The following is a 22,682-nucleotide window of genomic DNA, read 5'->3' on the forward strand; positions in this document are numbered from 1 at the left end:
CTCCCTTTTGCCTGCAGAACCGGAGGGTAGCTTTTCCTAAAGACACTGACGGGAAACGTCGGGGAACCATTCTGACGGGGCAAGGATTCCCAAACACCACATCCGGTGTTCCTCTCAGTAAGACGCAAAACCAGAACAAGTAGAAGAAAAACCTTCCGACTCTTGCACTACTTGCCAGACTCGCCAGAAACCGGTGAAGCGCGCAAATGTTACGGAAGCAGAAGTCGGCTCTCTGCAGGCTTTCCGAAAAAATGGAGCGGGAAACGGGACTCGAACCCGCGGCACCCAGCTTGGAAGGCTGGCGCTCTACCACCTGAGCTATTCCCGCCCGCTACAGGTGATTATAGCACAGCTTCCCAGAACGTCAAGAACCCAGTCCCCCTCGACCTGTTCCCACCGAGCAGATAGAAGAGCCTTTCCCCGCCGCACCCCGTAATCAGTGCTCCCAAATCCACAGGGCGATATCCCGAATGAGAGTTTCATCAACATGCCCGGGTTGTGCGTATTCCCCAGGCGTTGAAGGGCCCTCTCCAGGAACAAGGAGGTGGTTCAGAAGGGGATACCACCGGAAAGTCGCCTGAGGGTGAGAGGACAGGGCCTCTTTCCAGAGGAGAAAGTCCTTTTCCCGAACCTGGAAGTCCCGACCACCCTGGACAACAAGAATGGGACAGGAAAGCCTCTGGACATCCTCAAGAGGCCGGAGTTCCATGAGACCGTAGTAGTAACGGGCGTACCCTCCAAGATACGGCACGGCCTCGTCGTCCCGAAGAGCACGTTCTTGAAGGGCAACGACGGTTTTCCTTACCGCCTCAATCTGCCTGGCCTCGTTCTCGTCCACGGTACCATCAAGACTGAAAAGATACTCCATCTGCTCGGGAACAAGCTCGGGGAGGGATCGAGCCGGAGCGGCGCAGAGAATGATTCCCCGGATACCTCCATCCCGAAGGGCGATTTCGGGGGCAAGCCACCCCCCGAGGCTATGCCCAAGGAGGAACACCCTCCGGGCATCAACATCCTTTTGTTTCCTCAAAAACTCGAGAGCTGCCAGCGCGTCCTGAATGACTTCTTCCTCCACGGTGAAGGAAGGCAACATCTGGGCAATTTTTGCCCCATGGACATAGGTCCTTTTATCGTACCGGAATGTGGCGATGCCTTCCCATGCTAAACCCAATGCCAGGTCCCTGAAAGGTTTACAAGCCAGGACGGTTTCGTCCCGGTCGTTTGCCCCGGAGCCGTGGACGAGAAGAACACAGGGAAAGGGCCCCTTGCCTTCTGGTAAGGTCAAAGTTCCGGGAAGTTCGAAGCCTGGAAGCCCAAAGGTCGCTTGAGCTTCCCGGAATCTCTCCGGAGCATAAGGGGGAGGAGAATACGTTGAAGCAGTGTAAGGAACGAAGTAGAGCCCAGAAATTCTCTGGTGTTCGTCAACCGCCACCTGGGCAAGGAGGGTTGCGCGCTCAAAGTGGGAGAGCACAAAAACCAGGGTGAACCCGTCTTTTTGCTCTTTCCGCTGTACCTCAAAGGTCAGGAGGTTCCCCAGGTCCCTTGTCATTCCCTCCCAGAGGCTTTTGAGAGCCTCCGAAGACAGAAGCGACCGCATGGTTTCGTCCTCCATGGCCCAGGCCTCCTCGTACATGCCTCTCCGAATGCGATCGAGAAAAGCCAGACTCAAAGACTCGGGGCTCTCCCCTGTACAGGCGACGGAACCAAGGAGGACTCCCAAAACCACGAGAATAACCCATACCCTGAGCATTCCCTCACCCCTTCAGGGCCTGTTGCAGAAACTTCCCCATCTCCTGGTCCATCTTGAGAATGTGGTTTTTGAGCCAGTCCACAAGCACCCTGTTCACCTGTACCACGAGGTGAACCCCTGGGCCCTGGGCCTCGGCCTGCTGGCGAAACTGCAGAAAGGTCTGCACGAAATCCTGGTGTACTTTCCGGTGCTCCGCAAGCCCTGGATACCCGTACCGTTCCATGTACCGTTCTTCGGTGGCAAAGTGCTCCACAGCGTACTTTCCGAGGAAATCAAAGATTTCTGGAAGAAGCGCCTTTCCCGTTCCCTGAGAACAGGCCTCAAGGAGACGGTTGACCTGACGGAAGAGCTCCTGATGCTGGTTGTCAATCTCAGGTATACCGACGGAAAAACGGTCAGACCACTCAAGCATCCTGTCCCTCCTCCCTTCGGAAAGCCTCGATAATGGCCACAGCCATCTCGTACCGTTCAAAGGGCGGCATGAGGTAAATCCCCGCTACCATGTCCCTGATGCCCCGGATAACCTCAAGGGCAATGGCAACGCCCTCGCGCTTTGGGTCTTCGGCTTGCGCCATGCGGGCTCGCAAGCGCTCAGGAATGACGATACCCGGAACCTCGTGGTGCAGGAACTCCGCGTGGCGGAAAGACCTGAGTGGCAGAATACCCCCAAGAAGAGGCGGCAAAGAACCGCGGAAAAGGTCGAAAAACCTCTCCAGATCCCTGGGGTCGTAAATGGGCTGGGTGAGGATGAAGTGTGCCCCGTTATCGATTTTCCTCTTCAGGCGCTCAACCTCCTGAGAAAGGTCTTGGGCATTGAGGTTCAGGGCAACCCCGATGGTGAAATTCGTGGCCTTCCCCAGAGGATTTCCGGCAAAATCCACGCCGCTATTTAACCGGCTCAGGATGAGCACCAGCCCCTCTGAGGTCACCTCAAAAACCGGCCGGGCAAAGGGATGGTCCCCCACAGAAGGCGGGTCTCCGGTGAGGGCAAGGATATTCTGCACCCCTAAGGCTGCAGCCCCAAGGAGCTCCGACTGGAGGGAGATGAGGTTTCGGTCCCGACAGGTGAAGTGGACAATGGATTCCACTCCGAGCTCCTCCCTGAGGATATGCGCCAGGGCAATGGGGGAGATGCGCACCCGGGCCATAGGAGAATCGGAAATATTCACGGCATCAACCCCGGCCTTTTTGAGGAGACGCACACCTTCCTTAACCCCTTCCAGGTTGGTTCCCTTGGGAGGGGTAATTTCCACGGTGAAGACGAACCGCTTCCCGAGTTTCTCGGCAAAAGTCGAGGGAGGAAAGGGGGCTTCAGAAACTGCTTCCCTCTCGGGTTCGAGGACTTCGAGGGTCGTTCCTTCCCCGAGGTGCTCAATGGCTTTAGCCAGGGCCCTGATGTGCTCAGGGGTTGTGCCACAACACCCCCCGAGGATTTTTGCCCCCAGGCGGACAAAGGTTCCGGCAAACGAGGCGAAGTACTCCGGTGGGGCTCCATAGACTATCCGTCCCTGGACGATCTGGGGGTATCCGGCGTTGGGCTGGACAGAGAAAGGACCGGGAAGGTGCTGTGAGAACTGCTCGAGAATATGCACAGCTTCGTGAGGTCCGCTACCGCAGTTGATGCCCACCACACAGGCGTCGAGGCTTTTCAAAAACTCAAGAACCCGAAGGAGTGAGTCCCCCGAGGGAGTGGTACCATCGGGGAAAAAGGAAAACTGCACCAGGTACGGGATATTCCGGTCAAAAGACCGCAGCACTTCCACAGCCAGAGCAACCTCGTGAGGTGAGGCCATGGTCTCAAAGAGAACGGCATCGACCTCACCCTCAAGGAGAGCTCCAATTTGCTGCCTGTAGCACTCCCTGGCCCTGTCATCCTCAACGCCGAGACCCTTTCCCACCGGCTTCCCCAGAGGACCAACGCTTCCCAGGACATACGCCCGACCCCGGGCCACCTCCTTTGCCAGACGCACCCCAGCAAGGACAATCTCCTCGACCTTCTCCTCAAGGCCGAAAAGCGAGAGCTTCAGCGCATTGGCACCGAAGGTATTGGTTTCAAGAAGCTGTGCCCCAGAGGCAAGGTACTCCTCGTGGATTCCCCGCACGAGATCCCTGTGCGTTATGCTGGCAAGCTCAAGAGGAGCATCTTTGGGGTACCCCCGCCGGAGGAGCTCCGTCCCCATAGCACCATCACAGAGACAGACCCTGGTACCTTTGAGGAACTCAAGGAAGGGCTCCAATTCGTTTCCCTCCGCAGTTTTTGCCCATTATACCCTGCCCTGCGCCAGTGAGGCAATAATGCATTCCCGAACCACTTCTTTCACCCGGAAAGCCAGAGAGGGGAGCATTCTGTGGACGGCTACGTCGCCAGGGTGTTCCTCTACAAAACTCCGAAAAGCCTGCAGGTACTCTGCCCGAAGTGCAGTGCTAAAGTTGATTTTCCGCACACCACGCACCACGGCTTTCTGGAGCTCTTCCTGAGGCGTTCCGCTTCCCCCGTGGAGGACGAGGGGAAGGCGAGTCCGGCATCGAATTTCCTCGATAAGGTCAAACTGAAGCTCTGGTGTCCTGTCGTAGAAACCGTGGCGGGTACCCACCGCCACCGCCAGAAGGTCAACGGACGTCCTCTGCACAAACTCTTCCGCTTCCAAGGGAGCGGTGAACGAATCCCCGTCCTCCGCCTCGTCTCCTTCAAGCCCTCCAACCCTGCCAAGTTCCCCCTCCACGAGGACCCCAGCGGAATGGGCAAGAATGACCACCCTCCGGGTAAGCGCCACATTTTCTTCAAAAGGGAGCCGGGATCCATCGATCATGACTGAGGAACAGCCATTGCGAAGGGCAAAGAGGACCTCTTTCTCCTCACGGGCGTGGTCGAGGTGGAAAGCAAAGGGGATCAAAAAGCGCTCAGAGAGGAAAAGCAGTGTGCCGTAGAACATGCGAAGATCCAGCGCCTGGTACTCCACCGGGGCAACCTGAATGACCACGGGAGACCTCAGCTTTTCGCTCTCTTCAAGAATCCAGAGAATGAATTCAGGCACAGGAACATTGAAGGCCGGAAGGGCAAAGTTCCCTTCCTCGGCCAGGCGAAGAAGCATGCTTGATGGAACCAGGGGCACGGCAGGTTCTCCTTATCCTTTTACAGCACCAAAGGTCAATCCCCGGACAATGTACTTTTGAATCGCCACCGCCAGAACCACAGGAAGTCCCAGGGCGAGGATGGCCCGTGTGGCCATGAACCAGAACTGCACCCCTCGGGTATCCTCAGCACCTGCAAGGTACACGGGGAACGTTTTTGCCCGAAGGGAGGTCAGGGAAAGGGCGAAAAGGAACTCGTTCCAGGTAAAGGCCACGCATATCGCCACCACGGCGACAATTGTGGGAGCCGCAAGAGGCAGGGCGATTTTCCAGAAAGCGGTGAACTCGGAACACCCATCAACAGCCGCCGCCTCCTCGAGCTCCACAGGGAGCTCCTGAAAGGCCTGTCGGGTGATGACCACCGCAAAGGGTAAGGTGAAGGTGGCATTCACAAGAATGAGCGCCAGGCGGGTATCGAGAAGGCGCAGGGTTCGCATGATGAGGAAAAAGGGGATGACCACGACCACGGGAGGGAGAACTCGCTGCGAGAGGTACCATATGGTGAGGTCACGGTTTCGAATTCGCCGGAACTTAAACCGGGCCAGAGCGTACCCCGCGGGAACTCCCAAAGCCATGGCGATAAGAGTAGCGAAGATGGCGACGATGACACTGTTGAGAAGAGCCATACGACTCTCCCGCACTGAGAGTTCCGTCCGCCAGTTCTCCAGAGTCGGCCGAAACTGAACGAAGGGCACCGAGAGCCCGGTCACCGTAAAGGTCTCTGCCGGAGGCTTGAGTGAGGTCACCACACCCCAGTAAATCATAAAGAGCGCCCAGAAGAGGATAATGCCAACGAGAACGTACCGGAAAACCAGGGCAACTTTCGAGCGTCTCCTGACAACTCCCATGATTCCCTCCTACCCGTAAACTTCCCGAATCCGGCGGAAGAAAATGTTCACGGCTACCGACACCATGGCAAGAAGGAGGTACCCCAGGACCGAGGCATATCCGAAGTCAAAGAATTTGAGACCGGTCCGGTAGGTGAAGAGAGAATAGACCTCCGTTGAGGTTCCTGGACCCCCACCGGTGAGGCTGTACACCACATCGAAGATTTTGAAGGACTCAATGAGACGCAGGAGCAAAACGATAACGATAACCGGCTGAACCATGGGAAAGGTAATCTTTCGGAAAATTTCCCATTCCGAAGAGGAATCAAGGTACGCTGCGTCGTAGATTTCTTCAGGAAGCGACTGGAGTCCCGCAAGGATAACCAGGAAACAGAAAGGCGTCCACTGCCAGATATCAAGAAGCAGAATCGCCATCCAGGCCCAGAAGGGGTTCGAAAGCCAGGGAATCTTGGTGCCAAAAAAACTCATGAGGATGCTATTAATGGGTCCACCCTCTTCGTAAAAAACCGTCAAACCAAGGTATCCCACTGCCACCGGGGTACAGAAAATGGGAAGGATGAGCAGGGCACGGAACAGGGATTTTCCTTTTATTTCCTGGTGGAAGAGGAGAGCGATCAAAAGCCCCAGGACAACCTGAAGCGTCACCGTCACAGCAACGTAGACAAGGGTTATGCGTAGCGAATGCCACATCTTGTAGTCGCTCAGAATCCGGGCAAAGTTGGCGAGACCCACAAAACGGGCGGGTTTCCCCAGGCGTACCCGGAAGAAGGTGAGACTCAGAGAATATACCAGAGGGAAAATAGTGAAAGCCAGAACCCAGAAAATTGAGGGGAATAGAAAAAAGTACTTGATGCGTTTTCTCCTCACATTTATCCCCCCTCACAGGGAGGGAGGAAACCCCCCCTCCCTGATCGTTCCCTCACTTTCCATACCCAATGGATTCCTGGTACACCTTGAGCTGCTCTTCACGCCCGTAACGGTTGGTAATATCTTCCCAGTCCCTTGCCACCCGGTCAAGAGCCTCTTTTGCCGAGACCTGGCCTGTGTAGGCCTCAGAGAGGTGACGGTCCAGCGCCACCCAGTATTCGTTCCCACCAGGAATCCGCAGGTACGGCGCGATGTTGGGGGCAAAGAAGTTATCGTAGTAAGCTTTCAGGTATTCCTTGGCGTCCTCAGGGTCGAAACCATTCGCCACGTAGTCGTCAAGGCTTGCCGTACCGTAAGGCGGCAGGAAATGGAAGCGGGCCCCAGGGTCAACACCGGTCCAGCCCCGCTGGACGTTCCAGAGACTGATTTTGTTCGTTGCGTGGAACGCCAGGAGATGGTACACCACCTCGGGGTGCTTTGAAAGGGCCGAAATCACGCCATGCCAGGAACCACCGGTGGTGTTCCCCCAAACGTTTGGGGTGTCGAACCTGACAAACTTCCCCTGGGAACGGTCATACACTTCGTAGCTTCCGGGGAGAATGGAGCACCCGAGTTTCCCCTTGATCTTCGAGCGAGTCTCATCCTGAACCAGAGACCCCACGTCACCCCAAGAGAAAGTGAACACTGCTTTCCCCCGGAGGAAGTAGTCCCAGGCTTCACCCAGACTCCAGGCCACCTGGGCATCGGGACCGGTCTTCTGGAGCTTGAGCTGGAATTCCAAAGCCTTAACGTGGCCCTCGCTGTTAATGAGGGGCGTCATGTCCTCGGGGTCAAACCAGTAGACATTGTGGTACTTGTCAACCTTTTCCCCGGGAAGAATGCAGAAGGGAGCAGAAAGTGAGGCATAGTGGTACATTCCCTGGGCACCGACTTTGAGATGCATGACGATACCTGAATCCGGTTCACCATCATTGTTCCAGTCCCATCCGTTGAAGAACTCCGAGATATCGTAGAGCTCGTCCCAGGTCTTCGGCGGGATGTTGTACTCATAGCCGTATTGCTCTTTGAACTTTGCCCGGTAATCGGGATTTGTCAGGATATCCTTGCGGTAGTAGAGAATCTGCCCGTCGCAGTCGTTGAGCGGTCCGTACCATTTGTCGCCCCAGGTGTAGAGCGTGCGGATAGAGGGCGGGAGTGAATCGGGATCCCACTTGGGGAAACGAGGGTCCTTCATATAGTCATCGATGGGGATGATGTACTCTCCGGCAACGAGTTCACCCATCCAGTCAGATCCGATGAAGAATCCATCGTACTGGCCAGTACCGGTCATGAGGTCGGTCATGACCTTGGGATAGTGCTCCGCATAGGGAATTTCAACGATGTTGAGCTTTGCCCCGGTAATCTGTTCCCAGGCATCCCGCCACTCATAGAGTGGTCCAGAAATGCCACCTTTTGGCCCACCCTGATTCACAGTAACTGTAATGGTGATACCCTCGAAGGGCTTTTCCCCAGAAGCTGCAATGGTCCCAAGCTCTTCTTCGGTGAAGGTGATGGATTCTCCAGAAGCATTGGTCAGGGTGATATCAGCATGAGCCACTGCCATAGCAAGAAGGAAAACCATCACAATTCCCCAGACAACTGCTCGCCTCATGGAATTCCCTCCTTTTCGCAAGAGTCTACAAGAAAAAATCGCAAAAGCTCAAAAGGTCTCTTTTGCCCGGCTTCTCACCCCCTTCAGGCCTCACCTACCGATCGCTCAAGGAGCGCCTTTGCCACCTCGCTGTCTACCACGAGGACGTTGATGTACCCTCCTCGAAGGACCGCTTCAAGCACTTCGAGCTTCTCTAAAGAACCAGCAACACCAAGAACGTAGGGGATATTCCTGAGCTTTTCCAGAGGAATGCTCATCACCCGCCGGTCGAATACCTCATCCGCCAGGGACCCGTCTCTGCGCAAGAAGTGGTAGAGGATATCCCCCACAACGTCTTCCCTCTCAAGAACCGCCGCCGACTGGGGGTCGCTGAGGAAGAACTTCGGGACAATGGAACCGGGTTTTCGGGGGTCCCCCATGCCCACAATGGCCGCCTGAACCTCGTCCCAGAGCTCCACCACCCGGCGGACACTCTGGTCCGAGTACAGCGCCCGGGCAATATCCTCGCTATCCACAAGAGCCGGGGCGTACAGGGGAACGAAGAACCCTCCGATTCTCTTTGCCAGCTGGTGCCCAAGCTCATTCACCTGGAAATCCACCTCTATCTGGCCTACAGCCCCAATGAGGGGTACCACCGTAAGGACGATCTTCCGTTCAAAAAAATTCAGCGCCTCGTACACGGTTCGCCCCCATCCAATGCCCAGCACATCCCCATCCCGAAGCACAGACTCAAGATAGCGGGCTGCAGCCCGACCAATGCTCCGGCGGATAAGGGCCGGAGACTGTAGGGAAGCAGGAACCACAATGGCCTTCTTCAAACGGAAGCGCTGCACAAGCTGCTCCTCAAGCTCAGTGAAAGTGGTTGCCGGATTCACCAGACGAATCTCCACAATGCCCTGCCGGCGGGCTGCTTCAAGAAGTCGCTGGATTCGAGAGCGGGAGAAACCGAGTTGCGCGGCAATCTCCTCCTGAGTCAGACCATCTTCGTAGTACAGGCGGGCTATCTCATAAAGAAGGAGCAGGTCCTCGTTCTTCTCCTCTGACGTCAAGAAGGCTCCCCCTCTTTGTGAGCACTTGCCCTGAACAATCGTTCAAAAACATTGTAGGAAACCAATTCATCCCTGTCAAGGGATAGTCCGAGGGCAATGTGGTACAATGAAAAAGACCATGGGCTTTCGAGAGTGGCTCAGGGAAAAACTCAAGGAGAAGAACATCAGCCAGTTCGAACTTGCCCGGCTTTCGGGGGTATCCCAGTCGGCCATTTCCCGGTGGCTCCGGGGTCTTCGGGACCCTGACCGGGACTCCATTCTGAAAGTAGCCAGAGCCTTAGGAGCCAGCGAGAAGGAAATCGCCCTCCTCCTTGGGCTTGCGGAAGGGGCGCTATTTGCTGTGGAGGAAGGCGAAATTTCCGTTCCCCTTCTTTCGGGAGAAATCCCCTGTGGGACACCCGTCAACGGCTTTGAGGAGTACATCGTGGGAGCGGTTCCTCTCAACGAGTCTCTCCTTTCTCTGCGCATCGGCCAGGCCCACAGGGCAGGACTCCGGCTTTTCGCTGTGCGGGCCCGGGGGGATTCAATGATCGGGAAAGGCATCGTTCACGGGGATTTCGTCATCTTCTCCCCGGACATTGAGGTCCAGTCCGGAGACATCGGCGTTGTGGATATCGAGGATGAAGGACTCTGCATCAAACAGGTGTTCTTCCAGGGCAACACGGTCATCCTCCAATCGGCCAACCCTGCCTATCCCCCGCTGGTTTTCGTTGACCGCCCGGTTCGAATCGTGGGGAAAGTCCTTTTGAGCCTCTCTTTCCACTGATATTCCTCTTGTCATATTTCATTCCTTCTGGTATAATCCAGCCCACACAACACCTGGAGGTGGCACCATGTCATCGCGGCACCTTTTCTATCTCTGGAACAGGAGGCTCAAGGAAGAGGGGCTTGGTGTGGGAAGGCCCTGGAGGGAAGTGCCCCTTCCTCCCGAGAAAATGGAACGGCTCCTCCGCCTTCCCCGCCCTTCCCAAAAAAGACGCATTGCCCTCCCCCTTGAAGTCCTCTCCCCCAAGCAACGCAGGGTGGTTGAACTCCTCTTTTTCGAGGGACTTTCAGAAAAGGAGGCCGCAGAACGCCTCGGCATATCCCGCCGGTCGGTGCGCATCCACAAAAGACGCGCCCTGAAAAAGCTCAGAGAAACCCTCAACTGTTCACAAAACCGTCACAGTTCCCCCAAAGAATCGTCACAGTTCTGCGGTACAGTAAAAACAACATCACACAAAGGGAGGTTGAGAACATGAGACGGTTCACCATCCCGGTGGTTCTTGGAGTACTGGCAACGCTCTTTGTGACGGCGCTGGCCTTTGCTGCACCCCGGTTCGGCGGCAGAGGACCGGAGAATGTCTGGGGTCCCCAGGAAGGTCGAGGAATGCGCTGGGGCCTGGGGAGCATCACCCTCTCCGACGAGCAGAAGGCCAAAATCCTGGATATTGAGAAGAACTTCCTCACCAAAGCGGCAGACCTCAAAGCCCAGATTCAGGTAAAAGTTCTGGAGCTCCGGGAACTCCAGCTTAAAGAAGCCACGCAGGAAGTTGCAGAGAGCATCCGGGCAAAAATCACAGAAATCCTGAACCTTCAGGAGGAACTCTCAAGCCTGAGGAAGGATATGTACCAGCAGATACTGGGTGTGCTCACACCGGAGCAGCTCAAGAACCTCCCACCTTTTGGGTGGGGCATGGGCAAAAGAGGTCCTGAGGGCTTCTGTCCAAGGTTCTTCTGAGTACTCCCTCCTTGGGAGCCACACCCCAGGGCCCCCTCCTTCCCCCCTTGCCCTGGGGTGTGGCGTTTTATAGAATGGGAAAGCCATGGGGAGAATCCTCGTTGTCGATGACGAACCGTCTGTGGGGGAAATCCTCCGCCTGTACCTCGAGCGAGAGGGTTTTGCAGTCACGGTGGTGTACGACGGAGAAGCCGCAGTCGAGGCAGTGAAGCGTCACTCCTTTGACCTCGTGCTCCTTGACCTCATGCTCCCGAAAAAGGACGGCTGGACGGTATGCCGGGAAATTCGGAGCTTCTCCACAATCCCCATCATCATGCTCACCGCCCGGGGTGAAGAGGTCGATCGGGTTCTCGGACTCGAACTGGGGGCCGATGACTACGTTCCCAAACCCTTCAGCCCCCGGGAGGTTGTGGCCCGGGTCAAGGCGGTCCTCAGGCGAGGGAAACTCCAGGATCCCGCAAAACACCAGGTCGTTCGCCTTGGACCTCTTGTGATCGACCACGAGGCCAAAAAGGTCCTGGTGCAGGGAACTCCCATCAGCACAACACCGAAGGAATTCGAGCTTCTCTATTTCCTCGCCCTCCACCCCAACCGTGTTTTCAGCCGGGAGAAGCTCCTTGAAGAGGTCTGGGGGTATGACTTCCTCGGAGACACAAGGACCGTGGATACCCATATTAAGCGCCTCCGGGAAAAACTCGAGGCTGCTGGAGCTCCACCTCTCATCAAAACCGTGTGGGGCTACGGATACAAGCTCGAGTTCGAGGAACCATGAAGCGGACGCTTTTTGGCAAGTTCTTCCTCTCGTCACTCCTCATCCTTGCCGTGACCTACGCGGTGCTTTTTGCCAGCATGTCGCAGCTTTTCAGCCAGTTCTACCTCTCCCTGAAAGAGCGGGAACTGAAAAGGCGGGGGGAACTCATCGCCAGCGTTCTCACGTCTCCCACTCAGGAAATCCCCGAGACCGTGAAGCGCCTGAGCGAGGGCATTCATGTGCTCCTTGTGCCTTTGAGCCGTCTCTTTGCCCCAGATTCCCCGCTTCGCCACGGTCCCCAGATGATGCGCCCCGGGGCGATGTTCCGACGTGTCTTCCCTCTCCAGGAACTCGAGAACCGCCTTCGCCAGGGCAAGGCGGTGACCTTCCAGGGAGTGCTCCCTGTTCTTCGCCAGGAGATGCTTGTTGTCGCCCTCCCCCTGCCCCCTGATGCCCCGCCCCAAGCGGTCCTCTTCCTCTCCACTCCCCTTGCGGATATCCAGATGACCGTGAAGGCCTTCCGGTACCTCCTTTTGTGGTCCGGCCTTGTGGCCTTTCCTCTGGCCGTGATTCTCGCGTTTCTCTTCTCCCGTTCGCTCTCTGTGCCGCTTAAGAAAATGCGCACCATGGCCCGGGCCATAGCCTCAGGAGACTACACCAAGCGCCTGGAAATTCCCCCTGAAGAGGAGCTTGGGCAGCTTGCCCGGGATTTCAACACCCTCTCCCAGGAGCTTGAGCGAACCATCAGGACTTTAGAGAGGGAAAAACGGGAGATTGAGAACATCCTCCTTGCCCTCAAGGAGGGTGTGGTGGCACTGGACCTTGAGGGGCGCATCCTCTCGGCAAATCCCAAAGCCCAGGAGGTCTTCGAAACCTCTCTTGAGGGGAAAGCCCGAATTGATGAGGTTCTCCCCCAGGATGTCGCTATGCTCTTCCAGGAAACCCTCAAAAGCGGAGTGGCTACCCAGGGGGAGTGCGTGTTCCGCTCAAAGCGCCTCATTGTCCGGGTTGCTCCACTTGAGGACGAAGGAGTGCTCTACGGGGCCGTAGGGGTTATCCAGGACATCACCGAGCTCCGTCGGGCCGAAGAACTCCGCCGGCAGTTCATCGCCGATGTGTCCCATGAACTCAAGACCCCCCTCACCGCCATTCAGGGGTTTCTCGAGGCTGTCCTTGACGGCGTCATTTCTTTCGAAGAATTCCGAAAAAAATACCTGCCCCTCCTCTACGAGGAAACCCTGCGGATGTCCAGGCTCATCCGGGATCTTTTGGACCTTTCTCTCATGGAGTCAGGAAAGGTCCGATGGGAGATGGAACCGGTAGACCTTGCTGCCCTCACCCGGGAGGTTGTCCTCAAACTCACCCCGCTTTTCCAGGAAAAACGCGTGAACGTCGAAAACCACCTTGCCCTCCCCCTTGTGGTCTTCGGCAACCGTGACCGCCTTGCTCAGGTCCTCACCAACCTCCTCCACAATGCCATTCTCTTTTCTCCCGAGGGTAGCACCATCACCATTGAGGGAGAGGAAAGGGAAGGCATGGTGACTGTCTCGGTACTCGACGAGGGCCCAGGGATTCCGGAAAATGACCTTCCCTTTATCTTCGAGCGATTCTACCGGGTGGAGAAGTCCCGTTCCCGGAAGGGTGGTGGTGTGGGGCTCGGCCTTGCCATCGTGCGGGAAATTGTTGAGCGCCATGGGGGCACGGTGGGCGTGGAGAACCGACCTCAGGGAGGGAGCCGGTTCTTCTTCACCCTGAAGCACGCCTTCCGGGAAGACGGGTCCGCTCAACAGCCCGGGAAAGACCCAGAGCAACGGCCCCTCCAAGGAGAGCAGTAACAAGCTGCGGGACCTGCATGGCCCGGGCAACAGGGGGAGGAACGGCAACGAGGAACCGAACCGTCTGAGAGAGGATGAGGTACTTCACCAAAGCCCCAAGGCAAACTCCTACAATCTCAAAGAACAGGGATTTCCTCTTTGCCAGGAGCCCGAAAACCGTCACCAGCGCTCCGTTGCCCACCATGATGAAAGGCACCATGGGGCCAAGGGGTGCAGGAAGGATGCCTCGCAGAAGGGCCACCCAGGGAGTGAAAAGGCCAATGATGACTCCGCTCAAAATACCGGAGAAAATGGTCGAGAGAAGCAGAAAGGCGTTCACCAGAGGACCGGTAAGCATCTGGGGGAAACCGAAAGCCTGCACAAGGAGTGTCAGGGCGAAAAACATCGCCGTCTGGGTCACAAAGCGAATCCCTTTCGGGCGTTTCACGGTGCATCACCAGACCTCAAGGTAATGGCACTTCCCATCAAACTGGGGGTTTCCAAAGGTATACGGAAGGCGATGCCGGTACGGGGGACCGGAAACCACCAGGGTGTGGAATTCCCCTCCCTCCCCACAGGGGTCAATACCCAGGGCAAGGAGTTCGGCAACAAGACCCTCGTCGTACCTTCTTCCGAGGAAATCCTGGGGCACTGAACCGTCCTTCACCACGATGACGTACGCCTCAAAACCCACACGTCCCACCTCAAGGGCAACCTCTTTGTGGTCCTTCCCCCAAAGGGGCAAAAAAGGGATAACACCAGCCTTTTGACAAACCCGCTCCACCCACTCCCGGTGCTCCATAACATCGATATCCCCAAAAACCCCAAAGGTGATTCCTCTCTCCTTCAACGCAAAAAGACAAGCAAGGAAGTTCTCCTCGTACGCTGCCCAGGACGTGGGACGAAGGAGAATGGGAATGCCCATTGCCTCGCTCTGGCGGCGCAGGATTGCCGCAGGAATACGATGGGACGCAGATCTTTCGCCATCCTCCCTGAGCATGGAGAGGAGCATCACAACGTCAAGGCCTACTTCTTTTGCCTTCCAGAGGCTCAGGTGCGAGTCCTTCCCACCGCTAAAGGAGACAAAGGCCCGTGGCGCCAAAATTCCCACCCCCGTTGCAAAACGAGTTCCCGTGTGCTATATTCTCTCACAACACCAGAAAAAGGGAAAGCGACGAAGGGGAACAGTAGGTGCTCGCGGCGGTCCAGAGAGCCTGCGGGAAGGTGGAAGCAGGTCCAAAGCGACACCGAAGCTCGCCTCTTGAGCGGCTTGCTGAAGGTAGTAGGCGGCCCGGAAACCTCCCGTTACGAGGAAAAAGTGACCCGCTTTTGCGGGTAAAAAGGGTGGTACCGCGGGGATAACCCTCGCCCCTTTCGGGGCGAGGGTTTTTTGTTCGAAAGGACAGAAAGGAGGAATACCATGCGAAGCACAAGAGTCACCGAAGGCGTTGACCGCTGTCCACACCGTTCACTCTTCTTTGCTACAGGCATCACCCGGGAAGGCTTGAGAAGACCGCTCATTGGCATCGCCAGCGCCTTCTCAGACCTTGTTCCCGGACACATCCACATGCGGGAACTGGAACGCTTCATCGAACGGGGAGTGGAAGCCGGAGGAGGAACTCCCTTTGTCTTTGGAGTCCCGGCAATCTGCGACGGTATTGCCATGGGACATGAGGGAATGCGCTTTTCTCTGCCCAGCCGGGACATCATTGCCGACGCCATCGAATCGGTCGTCGAGGCCCATGCCCTTGACGGCGTTGTCCTCCTCACAAACTGTGACAAAATCACTCCGGGAATGCTCCTTGCCGCAGCCCGCCTTGACATCCCGGCCATTTTCGTCACCGCCGGCCCCATGCTCTCCGGACGCTACCGGGGACGACGCTTAGCGTTTGTGCGGGATACCTTCGAGGCGGTGGGACGGTACCGGAAAGGCGATATCGGTGAGGCCGAACTCTTTGCTCTCGAAGAAGAAGCCTGTCCCGGGGGAGGGTCCTGCCAGGGACTGTACACCGCGAACACCATGGCGTGCCTTGTGGAGACCATGGGCATGAGCCTCCCAGGGTGCGGAACGGCTCTTGCGGTATCGGCGAAAAAGCGGCGTATTGCCTACGAAAGTGGCAAGCGCATCGTGGAGCTTGTCAGAGAAGGATGGAATGCCCGGAGCATCCTCACCGAAAGAGCCCTCCGGAATGCCATCCGTGTGGACCTGGCCCTTGGGGGGTCGACCAACACTGTGTTGCATCTTCTCGCTCTTGCCCGGGAACTTGGGCTTGAGAGCATTTCTCTCAGGACGTTCGACGAGCTTTCCCGGGAAATCCCCCACCTTGTGCTCCTTGAGCCGGCAGGAGACCTCTTCATGGAGGACCTGGAGTTCGCCGGGGGTATTCCTGCCCTTTTAGCCACCTTGGGAGACCTCCTCGAAGATGCCCGGACGGTCTCGGGAAAAACCATTCGAGAAATCCAGAGATCCGTGGACTTTGTGGACCGTTCGGTAATTCGACCCCTTGACAACCCCTACAACCGCGAAGGTGGCATCGCGGTGCTCTTTGGGTCCCTTGCCCCGGAAGGAGCGGTGGTGAAACAGGCGGCGGTTGACGAGAGCGTGCGCGTGTTCCGGGGGAAAGCGGTGTGCTTCAACAGCGAAGAGGAAGCCATGGAGGCCATTACCTCGGGGAAAATCACCAAAGGTTCGGTCGTGGTGATCCGCTTTGAGGGCCCCCGGGGAGGTCCAGGCATGCGGGAGATGCTTGCCCCAACGTCAAGCATTGTGGGTATGGGGCTGGCTAAAGACGTGGCCCTGGTGACCGATGGGAGATTCTCGGGTGGCACCCGGGGGCCATGTGTTGGGCACGTAGCGCCCGAAGCCTTCGTGGGGGGACCAATCGCCCTCGTCCGGGATGGGGACGAAATCCTCATTGACATCCCCAACCGAAGGATTGAGCTTCTGGTGAGCGCGGAAGAGCTTGAGCAACGCAAAAGGGCCTTTGTTCCACCAAAACCCCGCTACGAGCGAGGGATTTTGGCCCGTTTTGCGAAACTCGCCTCCTCCGCATCCCTTGGCGCAAGCATGTCCTGAAAAGGAGGTGGGTGGCAGTGCGCATGAAAGGCGCCCAGGTTCTTGTGGAACTCTTAAAGAAAGAGGGCGTGGAGTTCATCTTCGGGTACCCTGGTGGGGCAGTCCTTGACATTTACGATGCCCTCTTTGATACTCCCGAGATCCGCCATATCCTCGTGCGACACGAGCAGGGGGCAGCCCACGCTGCCGACGGATACGCCAGGACCACGGGAAAGGTGGGGGTGTGCATCGCTACTTCCGGCCCAGGGGCCACGAATCTCGTGACAGGTCTTGCCACAGCCTACATGGATTCCATCCCCATTGTGGCTCTCACCGGGCAGGTTTTCACCCACCTCATTGGCAAGGACTCTTTCCAGGAGGCCGACACCACCGGCATCACCATGCCCATCACGAAGCACAATTTCCTCGTCACCAGGGCTGAAGACCTCCCCTACGTGATCCGGGAGGCATTCTACATCGCCTCTTCCGGCCGCCCGGGACCGGTGCTTGTGGACCTTCCCCGGGATGTGCAGCAGAAGATGATTGAGCTCGTCTACCCCGAGAAAATCAAAATCCCGGGGTACCGGCCAACCTACAAGGGCCACGCCAAACAAATCAAACTCGCCGCCGAAGCCATCGGGGAGGCAAAACGCCCCCTCCTCTACGTCGGTGGAGGGGTTATTGCCTCAGGAGCCTCTGAGGTCCTTTTTGAACTCGCCACCAAAGCCGATATCCCTGTGGTGCATACGCTCATGGGGAAGGGGGCTTTCCCCGAAAGCCATCCCCTGTCTTTGGGAATGCTTGGCATGCACGGAACGTACTGGGCCAACAAGGCAGTTATGCGCTGCGATCTCCTCATCGCCGTCGGAGCCCGTTTTGACGACCGGGTAACGGGGAAACTCGATACCTTTGCTCCCCACGCCAGAATCATCCACATCGACATCGACCCAGCAGAAATCGGCAAAAACGTGAAACCCCATATCCCCATTGTGGGTGATGCCCGGATGGTCCTCGCTGAAATCGTGAAGCGCCTTGAGCCCATGACCCACCCTGAATGGCGCGAGGAGATCGAGCAATGGAAAAAGGAGTACACTCCAAAGTATCGGCAAAGCGAGAAGCTCCTCCCCCACCATGTCATTGAGCGAATCTACGAGAAAACGAAGCACCTCGACACGATTGTCGTGACCGACGTCGGTCAGCACCAGATGTGGGCGGCACAGAAATACCCTCGGGAGAAGCCCCGAACCTGGGCGAGTTCTGGGGGACTTGGGACCATGGGGTATGGACTGCCGGCTTCTATCGGAGCCCAGGTGGGTAACCCCGACAAGACCGTCATCCTCATTAGCGGCGATGGGAGCATTTTTATGAAGATCCAGGAACTCGTGACTGCCGTGAACTACTGCCTCCCCATCAAAATCTTCGTGATGAACAATGAGTTCCTCGGCATGGTCCGCCAGTGGCAGGGGTGTCTTTACCGGGGACGGTACTCCTGTACACGTCTCGTGAACCCAGATATCGCCCGGGTTGCCCAGGCCTTCGGAGCAGTGGGCATTTCGGTCACCACAAAAGACGAGCTTGACCGGGCCATCGATGAAGCCCTGAAGGCGCAGGATCGACCGGTTCTTGTGGACTGCCACATTGAGGAGGAAGAAAACGTCCTCCCCTTTGTGCCTCCTGGAAAATCCCTGGACGAGATGATCCTTGAGTAAAGGAGGTGACAGTGTGGAACACATCATTGCGGTCCTTGTGGAGAATAAACCCCGGGTCCTGGCCCGGGTAGCGTCGCTTTTTGCCCGGCGGGGCTACAACATCGAGAGTCTTGCGGTTGGGCCAACCCAGGATCCCAGCATTTCCCGGATCACTCTCGTTGTCACCGGAAACGAGCATGTCCTGGAGCAGATTACCAAGCAACTCTACAAGCTCATCGAGGTCATTAAGGTCAGTGATTTTGCCAACACCCCGGTGGTCGACCGGGAACTGGCTCTCATCAAGGTCCATGCTCCCTCGAACCTGCGGGGAGAAATCGCTCAGACTGCGGAAATCTTTCGGGCCCGCATCGTCGACGTCGACGAGGAGAGCCTCATTGTGGAGGTCACCGGGACTCCGGATAAAATCGATGCCTTAGAGCAACTTCTGCGAAAGTACGGTATCATTGAGATGACCCGTACAGGGCGGATAGCCCTGGCACGGGGCAGTCAATCCCTATAAAAGGAGGATGGACCATGGCGAAAATGTACTACGACCAGGACGCTAACCTCGACATCCTGAAGGGGAAGGTCATCGCCATCATTGGTTTCGGGAGCCAGGGAAGTGCCCAGGCACAGAATCTGCGGGACAGTGGTCTCAACGTCATCGTTGCAGAGCTCCCCGGAACCCCCGGTTTTGAGAGGGCGAAAAACGCAGGGTTTGAACCCGTGAGCGCTAAAGAGGCGGCAGAAAAAGGCGACATCATCCAGATGCTTGCTCCTGACCAGCACCAGCCAGCAATTTACCGGGAATCCATTGCTCCTCACCTCACGAAAGGCAAGGCCCTCATGTTCTCCCACGGATTCAACATCCACTACCACCAGATTATCCCCCCCGCAGATGTCGATGTCATCATGGTGGCTCCGAAGGGTCCCGGAGACCTTGTGCGGCGGATGTACCTTGAGGGGAAAGGGGTGCCTTCCCTTGTGGCCGTGTACCAGGACGCTACAGGCCAGGCCAAGGACATCGCCCTGGCCTACGCCAAGGGTATTGGCGCTACAAGAGCGGGGGTTCTTGAAACCACCTTTGCCGAGGAAACGGAAACGGATCTTTTCGGAGAGCAGGCCGTGCTCTGCGGTGGTCTCACCGCCCTCATCAAGGCCGGTTTTGAGACCCTGGTTGAGGCAGGTTACCAGCCGGAGGTGGCGTACTTTGAGTGCCTCCATGAGATGAAGCTCATCGTGGACCTCGTGTACGAGGGTGGCCTCATGCACATGCGCCAGGTCATCAGCGACACCGCCGAATACGGTGACCTCACCCGGGGACCACGAATCATCAACGACCAGGTGAAGGCGGAGATGAAAAAGATTCTCGCCGAAATCCAGGATGGAACCTTTGCCCGGGAGTGGATTCTTGAGAACCAGGCGAACCGCCCGGTGTACCATGCGCTCCGCCAGAAGGACGCCGAGCACCTCATCGAAAAGGTCGGCAAGACCTTAAGGAACATGATGCCCTGGCTGAAGAAGGAGGGATGATAGTGCAGCGTATCCGCGTGTTCGATACAACGTTAAGAGACGGCGAGCAATCTCCAGGGGTTGCCCTGAACGCCCAGGAAAAACTGGAGATTGCTCTGCAGCTTGCCCGCTTAAACGTCGACGTCATCGAAGCGGGCTTCCCCATTGCCTCCCCGGGAGACGCCGAAGGGGTGAAACTCGTTGCGGACAACGTGAAGGGCCGGGCCGTCTGCGCCCTGGCCCGGGCCAAGGACAAGGACATTGACATTGCCTGGGAGTGCCTGAAAAATGCCGAGCACCCCATCATCCACACCTTCATCGCCACCTCAGACATCCACCTGCGACACAAACTCCGCCTTTCCCGGGAGGAGGCCCTGGAACAGGCAGTATGGGCGGTGAAAAGGGCGAAAAAGTACGTTGCCGATGTGGAGTTTTCTGCCGAAGACGCCACTCGCTCAGACTGGGAGTACCTGAGCCGGGTCTACGCAGCGGTCATTGAGGCAGGTGCCACCATCATCAACGTCCCCGATACGGTTGGGTACATCACACCTTTTGAAATGCAGGAGCTCATTAAATACCTCTTAGAAAACACCAGGGGTATTGAAAAGGTCGTCCTGAGCGTGCACTGCCACAACGACCTTGGTCTTGCCACCGCCAATTCCCTTGCTGCTATCCTTGCCGGCGCCGGACAGGTGGAGTGCACCGTAAACGGCATTGGTGAGCGGGCAGGGAACGCTGCCTTAGAAGAGATTGCCATGAGCCTGTACGTCCGCCGGGACTTCTTCCAGGCCGAGACGAACCTCAACTTCCAGGAAATCTACCGCACGAGTCGCCTCGTGAGCCAGCGCACGGGAATGCTTGTCCAGCCTAACAAGGCCATTGTGGGTCAGAATGCCTTCGCCCACGAGTCCGGAATCCACCAGGATGGAGTACTTAAAGAAAAACTCACCTACGAAATCATGGATGCCAAGCTCATCGGCCGGGAGGACCGGGTGCTGGTCCTTGGGAAACACTCGGGGCGCCATGCCTTTGCCAAAAAGATTGAGGAGCTCGGGTATAAACTCTCTGAAGAGGAGCTCAACCAGGCATTCCAGCGCTTCAAGCAACTCGCTGACCAGAAGAAAGAAATCACCGAGGACGACCTCAAGGCCATCGTCTCTGAAGAGGTAGCAAAACCTGAGGAAATCTACCACCTGGATTTCGTGCACGTGTGCTGTGGGAACAATATCCTGCCCACTGCCACCGTACGTCTTGTAAAGGACGGGAAAGAGGTGCTCGAGGGAGTTGCCACAGGGGTTGGTCCGGTGGATGCCGCCTACAAGGCTATCAGCAAGATGCTCGGTATTTCCTCAAACCTTGTGAACTACACCCTCCAGTCCATCACCGGAGGGACCGAAGCACTTGGCGAGGTCATCGTGCGCATCCTCGATGGGGATGAGGAGTACATCGGACGAGGTTCGAGCCAGGACGTGGTGGTGGCAAGCGTCATGGCGTATCTTTCGGCCATCAACCGGATGGCCCAGAGGAAGCGAAAACTCAACCCTCAAAAGGACTATGGGGAGAGCTGATGGACCATGGGGATGACCATCACCGAAAAAATCATCGCCGCCCACGCGGGAAAGGACAGGGTGGTTCCTGGGGAGCTCGTCGAAGTCACGGTGGACGTGATGCTCGCCAACGACATCACCGCTCCCCTGAGCATCAAAGAACTCGAAAAGCGGGGGATAGCAACCATTGCGGACCCCGAGAAAATCGTCCTCGTTGCGGACCACAACACTCCCGCCCGAGACATCTCTTCAGCGGAAAACGTCAAGCTCATGCGGGAATTCGCGAAAAAACACGGCATTCGCCACTTCTTTGAGGGAGGAGAGGTCGGGATAGAACATGTGCTCTTGCCCGAACTCGGCCTTGTGGTCCCCGGGGATCTCGTCATCGGTGCCGACTCCCACACCTGCACCTATGGGGCTCTGGGAGCCTTCGCCACGGGCATGGGGAGTACCGACCTTGCCGCCTCCTGGGTTCTGGGGAAGACCTGGCTCCGGGTTCCAGAGTCGTTGAAGTTCGTCCTCTCAGGAGAACGGCGACCCTTTGTCACCGGGAAGGACCTGATTCTCTTCATCATCGGCCAGATTGGGGTCGACGGTGCCCGGTACTGTGCCATGGAGTTCGAGGGACCGGTAATCCAGTCCCTTTCCATGGACGAACGTTTCACCATGGCCAATATGGCTATAGAGGCAGGAGCCAAAAACGGTATCATCGCCCCGGACGATACCACCCTCGCCTACGTTCGCGCCACAGGAACTTCCCGTACCCCGAGGCTCTTTTCCTCCGATCCCGATGCCGAGTGGAAGGAAATGTACACCATCGATGTCTCTTCTATCGAGCCCCAGGTGGCCTTTCCTCACCTTCCCTCCAATACCCGCTCGGTGTACGCCATTCCGAGAATCGAAATCGACCAGGTGGTCATCGGGTCCTGCACCAACGGTCGCATCGAGGACCTGCGTATGGCGGCCTCAGTCCTGCGAGGGCGGAAGGTCCGAAAAGGCGTGCGGCTTCTCGTCTTTCCCGGAAGCCCCAAAGTCCTGAGGCAGGCGGAAGAAGAGGGACTCATCAAAATCTTCCTTGAGGCCGGCGCAGTCATTGCCCCGCCTTCCTGCGGCCCATGCCTTGGGGGGCACCTCGGCGTTCTGGCCTCAGGAGAACGCTGCGCCTCAACCACAAACCGGAACTTCATTGGCCGGATGGGACATGAGACGAGCGAGGTGTACCTTGTCAACCCCTACATTGCGGCAAGCTCCGCTGTTGCGGGGTACATTACTTCCCCGGAGAGACTCTGAGGTGAGGC

The 22,682-nt window shown here is 57.1% G+C and carries 21 protein-coding genes, 1 tRNA gene and 1 other annotated feature; of the genes, 11 read left to right on the top strand and 11 right to left on the bottom strand.

The genetic code is table 11. The annotated features are described in order from the left end of the window. Positions 1-252: 252 nt before the first annotated feature. The 9 genes from ACPT9Q_RS02120 to ACPT9Q_RS02160 all read right to left on the bottom strand — a co-directional run bounded on the left by ACPT9Q_RS02120 (position 253) and on the right by ACPT9Q_RS02160 (position 9,297). A tRNA-Gly gene (locus tag ACPT9Q_RS02120) sits at positions 253-328 on the bottom strand. A 108-nt stretch (positions 329-436) separates the two neighbouring features. Beyond that, the gene (locus ACPT9Q_RS02125; RefSeq protein ID WP_427366095.1) at positions 437-1,750 is read right to left on the bottom strand and encodes an alpha/beta fold hydrolase; all 1,314 of its coding nucleotides are present in this window, start codon (positions 1,748-1,750) and stop codon (positions 437-439) included. 4 nt (positions 1,751-1,754) lie between these two features. After that, positions 1,755-2,162, bottom strand: a complete 408-nt coding sequence (locus tag ACPT9Q_RS02130) for a bacteriohemerythrin (RefSeq protein ID WP_427366096.1) — start codon at positions 2,160-2,162, stop codon at positions 1,755-1,757. Further along, entirely contained in the window at positions 2,155-3,930 is a 1,776-nt protein-coding gene (locus ACPT9Q_RS02135) for a bifunctional homocysteine S-methyltransferase/methylenetetrahydrofolate reductase (protein WP_427366702.1), read from the bottom strand. The genes ACPT9Q_RS02130 and ACPT9Q_RS02135 overlap by 8 nt, the downstream gene beginning before the upstream one ends. A gap of 84 nt (positions 3,931-4,014) precedes the next feature. Continuing rightward, entirely contained in the window at positions 4,015-4,863 is an 849-nt protein-coding gene (locus ACPT9Q_RS02140; RefSeq protein WP_017873300.1) for a ketose-bisphosphate aldolase, read from the bottom strand. Positions 4,864-4,875: 12 nt separating this feature from the next. Further along, the gene (locus ACPT9Q_RS02145) at positions 4,876-5,730 is read right to left on the bottom strand and encodes a carbohydrate ABC transporter permease (RefSeq protein ID WP_427366097.1); all 855 of its coding nucleotides are present in this window, start codon (positions 5,728-5,730) and stop codon (positions 4,876-4,878) included. A gap of 9 nt (positions 5,731-5,739) precedes the next feature. Next, on the bottom strand, positions 5,740-6,597 hold the full coding sequence (locus ACPT9Q_RS02150) for a carbohydrate ABC transporter permease (RefSeq protein ID WP_427366098.1): 858 nt from the start codon (positions 6,595-6,597) through the stop codon (positions 5,740-5,742). A 52-nt stretch (positions 6,598-6,649) separates the two neighbouring features. Beyond that, entirely contained in the window at positions 6,650-8,248 is a 1,599-nt protein-coding gene (locus tag ACPT9Q_RS02155) for an extracellular solute-binding protein (RefSeq protein WP_427366099.1), read from the bottom strand. 83 nt (positions 8,249-8,331) lie between these two features. Then, positions 8,332-9,297 (bottom strand): sugar-binding transcriptional regulator, encoded by a 966-nt coding sequence (locus ACPT9Q_RS02160; RefSeq protein WP_427366100.1) that lies wholly within the window; start codon positions 9,295-9,297, stop codon positions 8,332-8,334. 106 nt (positions 9,298-9,403) lie between these two features. On the opposite strand from ACPT9Q_RS02160, the gene ACPT9Q_RS02165 reads away from it, so the two are divergent. The 5 genes from ACPT9Q_RS02165 to ACPT9Q_RS02185 all read left to right on the top strand — a co-directional run bounded on the left by ACPT9Q_RS02165 (position 9,404) and on the right by ACPT9Q_RS02185 (position 13,603). Beyond that, positions 9,404-10,063, top strand: coding sequence for a LexA family protein (locus ACPT9Q_RS02165; protein ID WP_427366101.1), 660 nt, complete (start codon positions 9,404-9,406; stop codon positions 10,061-10,063). Between the two features lie 67 nt (positions 10,064-10,130). After that, positions 10,131-10,538, top strand: coding sequence for an RNA polymerase sigma factor (locus ACPT9Q_RS02170; protein WP_427366103.1), 408 nt, complete (start codon positions 10,131-10,133; stop codon positions 10,536-10,538). Next, complete coding sequence (locus tag ACPT9Q_RS02175) at positions 10,535-11,017, top strand: Spy/CpxP family protein refolding chaperone (protein WP_427366104.1); 483 nt, start codon at positions 10,535-10,537, stop codon at positions 11,015-11,017. Before ACPT9Q_RS02170 ends, ACPT9Q_RS02175 begins: the two co-directional genes overlap by 4 nt. Before the next feature lie 85 nt (positions 11,018-11,102). Further along, on the top strand, positions 11,103-11,789 hold the full coding sequence (locus ACPT9Q_RS02180) for a response regulator (protein WP_017873309.1): 687 nt from the start codon (positions 11,103-11,105) through the stop codon (positions 11,787-11,789). Further along, positions 11,786-13,603, top strand: coding sequence for an ATP-binding protein (locus ACPT9Q_RS02185; RefSeq protein ID WP_427366105.1), 1,818 nt, complete (start codon positions 11,786-11,788; stop codon positions 13,601-13,603). The genes ACPT9Q_RS02180 and ACPT9Q_RS02185 overlap by 4 nt, the downstream gene beginning before the upstream one ends. On the opposite strand, the gene ACPT9Q_RS02190 is transcribed toward ACPT9Q_RS02185, so the two are convergent. Then, positions 13,515-14,030 (bottom strand): ECF transporter S component, encoded by a 516-nt coding sequence (locus tag ACPT9Q_RS02190; protein WP_427366106.1) that lies wholly within the window; start codon positions 14,028-14,030, stop codon positions 13,515-13,517. The two genes, ACPT9Q_RS02185 and ACPT9Q_RS02190, sit on opposite strands and share 89 nt — an antisense overlap. 6 nt (positions 14,031-14,036) lie before the next feature. Continuing rightward, the gene (locus ACPT9Q_RS02195; RefSeq protein WP_427366107.1) at positions 14,037-14,693 is read right to left on the bottom strand and encodes a diphthine--ammonia ligase; all 657 of its coding nucleotides are present in this window, start codon (positions 14,691-14,693) and stop codon (positions 14,037-14,039) included. A 54-nt stretch (positions 14,694-14,747) separates the two neighbouring features. Continuing rightward, positions 14,748-14,958 (top strand) — a binding site (T-box leader). A 44-nt stretch (positions 14,959-15,002) separates the two neighbouring features. Here ACPT9Q_RS02195 and ilvD point away from each other — a divergent pair. From ilvD to leuC, 6 genes are read left to right on the top strand one after another with little or no spacing between them, the layout of a single operon-like run. Beyond that, positions 15,003-16,658 (top strand): dihydroxy-acid dehydratase, encoded by a 1,656-nt coding sequence (gene ilvD / locus ACPT9Q_RS02200; protein WP_017873205.1) that lies wholly within the window; start codon positions 15,003-15,005, stop codon positions 16,656-16,658. A gap of 17 nt (positions 16,659-16,675) precedes the next feature. Then, a complete protein-coding gene (gene ilvB, locus ACPT9Q_RS02205) occupies positions 16,676-18,346 on the top strand; it encodes a biosynthetic-type acetolactate synthase large subunit (RefSeq protein WP_427366108.1) in 1,671 nt (556 codons plus the stop codon). A gap of 13 nt (positions 18,347-18,359) precedes the next feature. Further along, entirely contained in the window at positions 18,360-18,845 is a 486-nt protein-coding gene (gene ilvN, locus ACPT9Q_RS02210) for an acetolactate synthase small subunit (RefSeq protein ID WP_017873207.1), read from the top strand. A 14-nt stretch (positions 18,846-18,859) separates the two neighbouring features. Then, a complete protein-coding gene (gene ilvC, locus ACPT9Q_RS02215; protein ID WP_017873208.1) occupies positions 18,860-19,858 on the top strand; it encodes a ketol-acid reductoisomerase in 999 nt (332 codons plus the stop codon). A 2-nt stretch (positions 19,859-19,860) separates the two neighbouring features. Further along, positions 19,861-21,405, top strand: coding sequence for a 2-isopropylmalate synthase (locus ACPT9Q_RS02220; RefSeq protein ID WP_427366109.1), 1,545 nt, complete (start codon positions 19,861-19,863; stop codon positions 21,403-21,405). Between the two features lie 6 nt (positions 21,406-21,411). Continuing rightward, positions 21,412-22,674 carry a 3-isopropylmalate dehydratase large subunit gene (gene leuC / locus ACPT9Q_RS02225; protein WP_427366110.1) on the top strand — a complete coding sequence of 421 codons (1,263 nt, stop codon included), beginning with the start codon at positions 21,412-21,414 and terminating at the stop codon, positions 22,672-22,674. Positions 22,675-22,682: the final 8 nt, after the last annotated feature.

Origin of the sequence: Candidatus Caldatribacterium saccharofermentans (assembly GCF_050267035.1) — a bacterium.
In the GTDB taxonomy this organism is placed as follows: Bacteria; Atribacterota; Atribacteria; order Atribacterales; family Caldatribacteriaceae; genus Caldatribacterium; species Caldatribacterium saccharofermentans.

Coding starts and splice junctions, on each gene's coding strand:
- ACPT9Q_RS02125 (WP_427366095.1), bottom strand. CDS start 1,750: ATGCTCAGGGTATGGGTTATTCTCGTGGTTTTGGGAGTCCTCCTTGGT.
- ACPT9Q_RS02130 (WP_427366096.1), bottom strand. CDS start 2,162: ATGCTTGAGTGGTCTGACCGTTTTTCCGTCGGTATACCTGAGATTGAC.
- ACPT9Q_RS02135 (WP_427366702.1), bottom strand. CDS start 3,930: ATGGGGACGGAGCTCCTCCGGCGGGGGTACCCCAAAGATGCTCCTCTT.
- ACPT9Q_RS02145 (WP_427366097.1), bottom strand. CDS start 5,730: ATGGGAGTTGTCAGGAGACGCTCGAAAGTTGCCCTGGTTTTCCGGTAC.
- ACPT9Q_RS02155 (WP_427366099.1), bottom strand. CDS start 8,248: ATGAGGCGAGCAGTTGTCTGGGGAATTGTGATGGTTTTCCTTCTTGCT.
- ACPT9Q_RS02165 (WP_427366101.1), top strand. CDS start 9,404: ATGAAAAAGACCATGGGCTTTCGAGAGTGGCTCAGGGAAAAACTCAAG.
- ACPT9Q_RS02170 (WP_427366103.1), top strand. CDS start 10,131: ATGTCATCGCGGCACCTTTTCTATCTCTGGAACAGGAGGCTCAAGGAA.
- ACPT9Q_RS02175 (WP_427366104.1), top strand. CDS start 10,535: ATGAGACGGTTCACCATCCCGGTGGTTCTTGGAGTACTGGCAACGCTC.
- ACPT9Q_RS02180 (WP_017873309.1), top strand. CDS start 11,103: ATGGGGAGAATCCTCGTTGTCGATGACGAACCGTCTGTGGGGGAAATC.
- ACPT9Q_RS02185 (WP_427366105.1), top strand. CDS start 11,786: ATGAAGCGGACGCTTTTTGGCAAGTTCTTCCTCTCGTCACTCCTCATC.
- ilvD (WP_017873205.1), top strand. CDS start 15,003: ATGCGAAGCACAAGAGTCACCGAAGGCGTTGACCGCTGTCCACACCGT.
- ilvC (WP_017873208.1), top strand. CDS start 18,860: ATGGCGAAAATGTACTACGACCAGGACGCTAACCTCGACATCCTGAAG.
- leuC (WP_427366110.1), top strand. CDS start 21,412: ATGGGGATGACCATCACCGAAAAAATCATCGCCGCCCACGCGGGAAAG.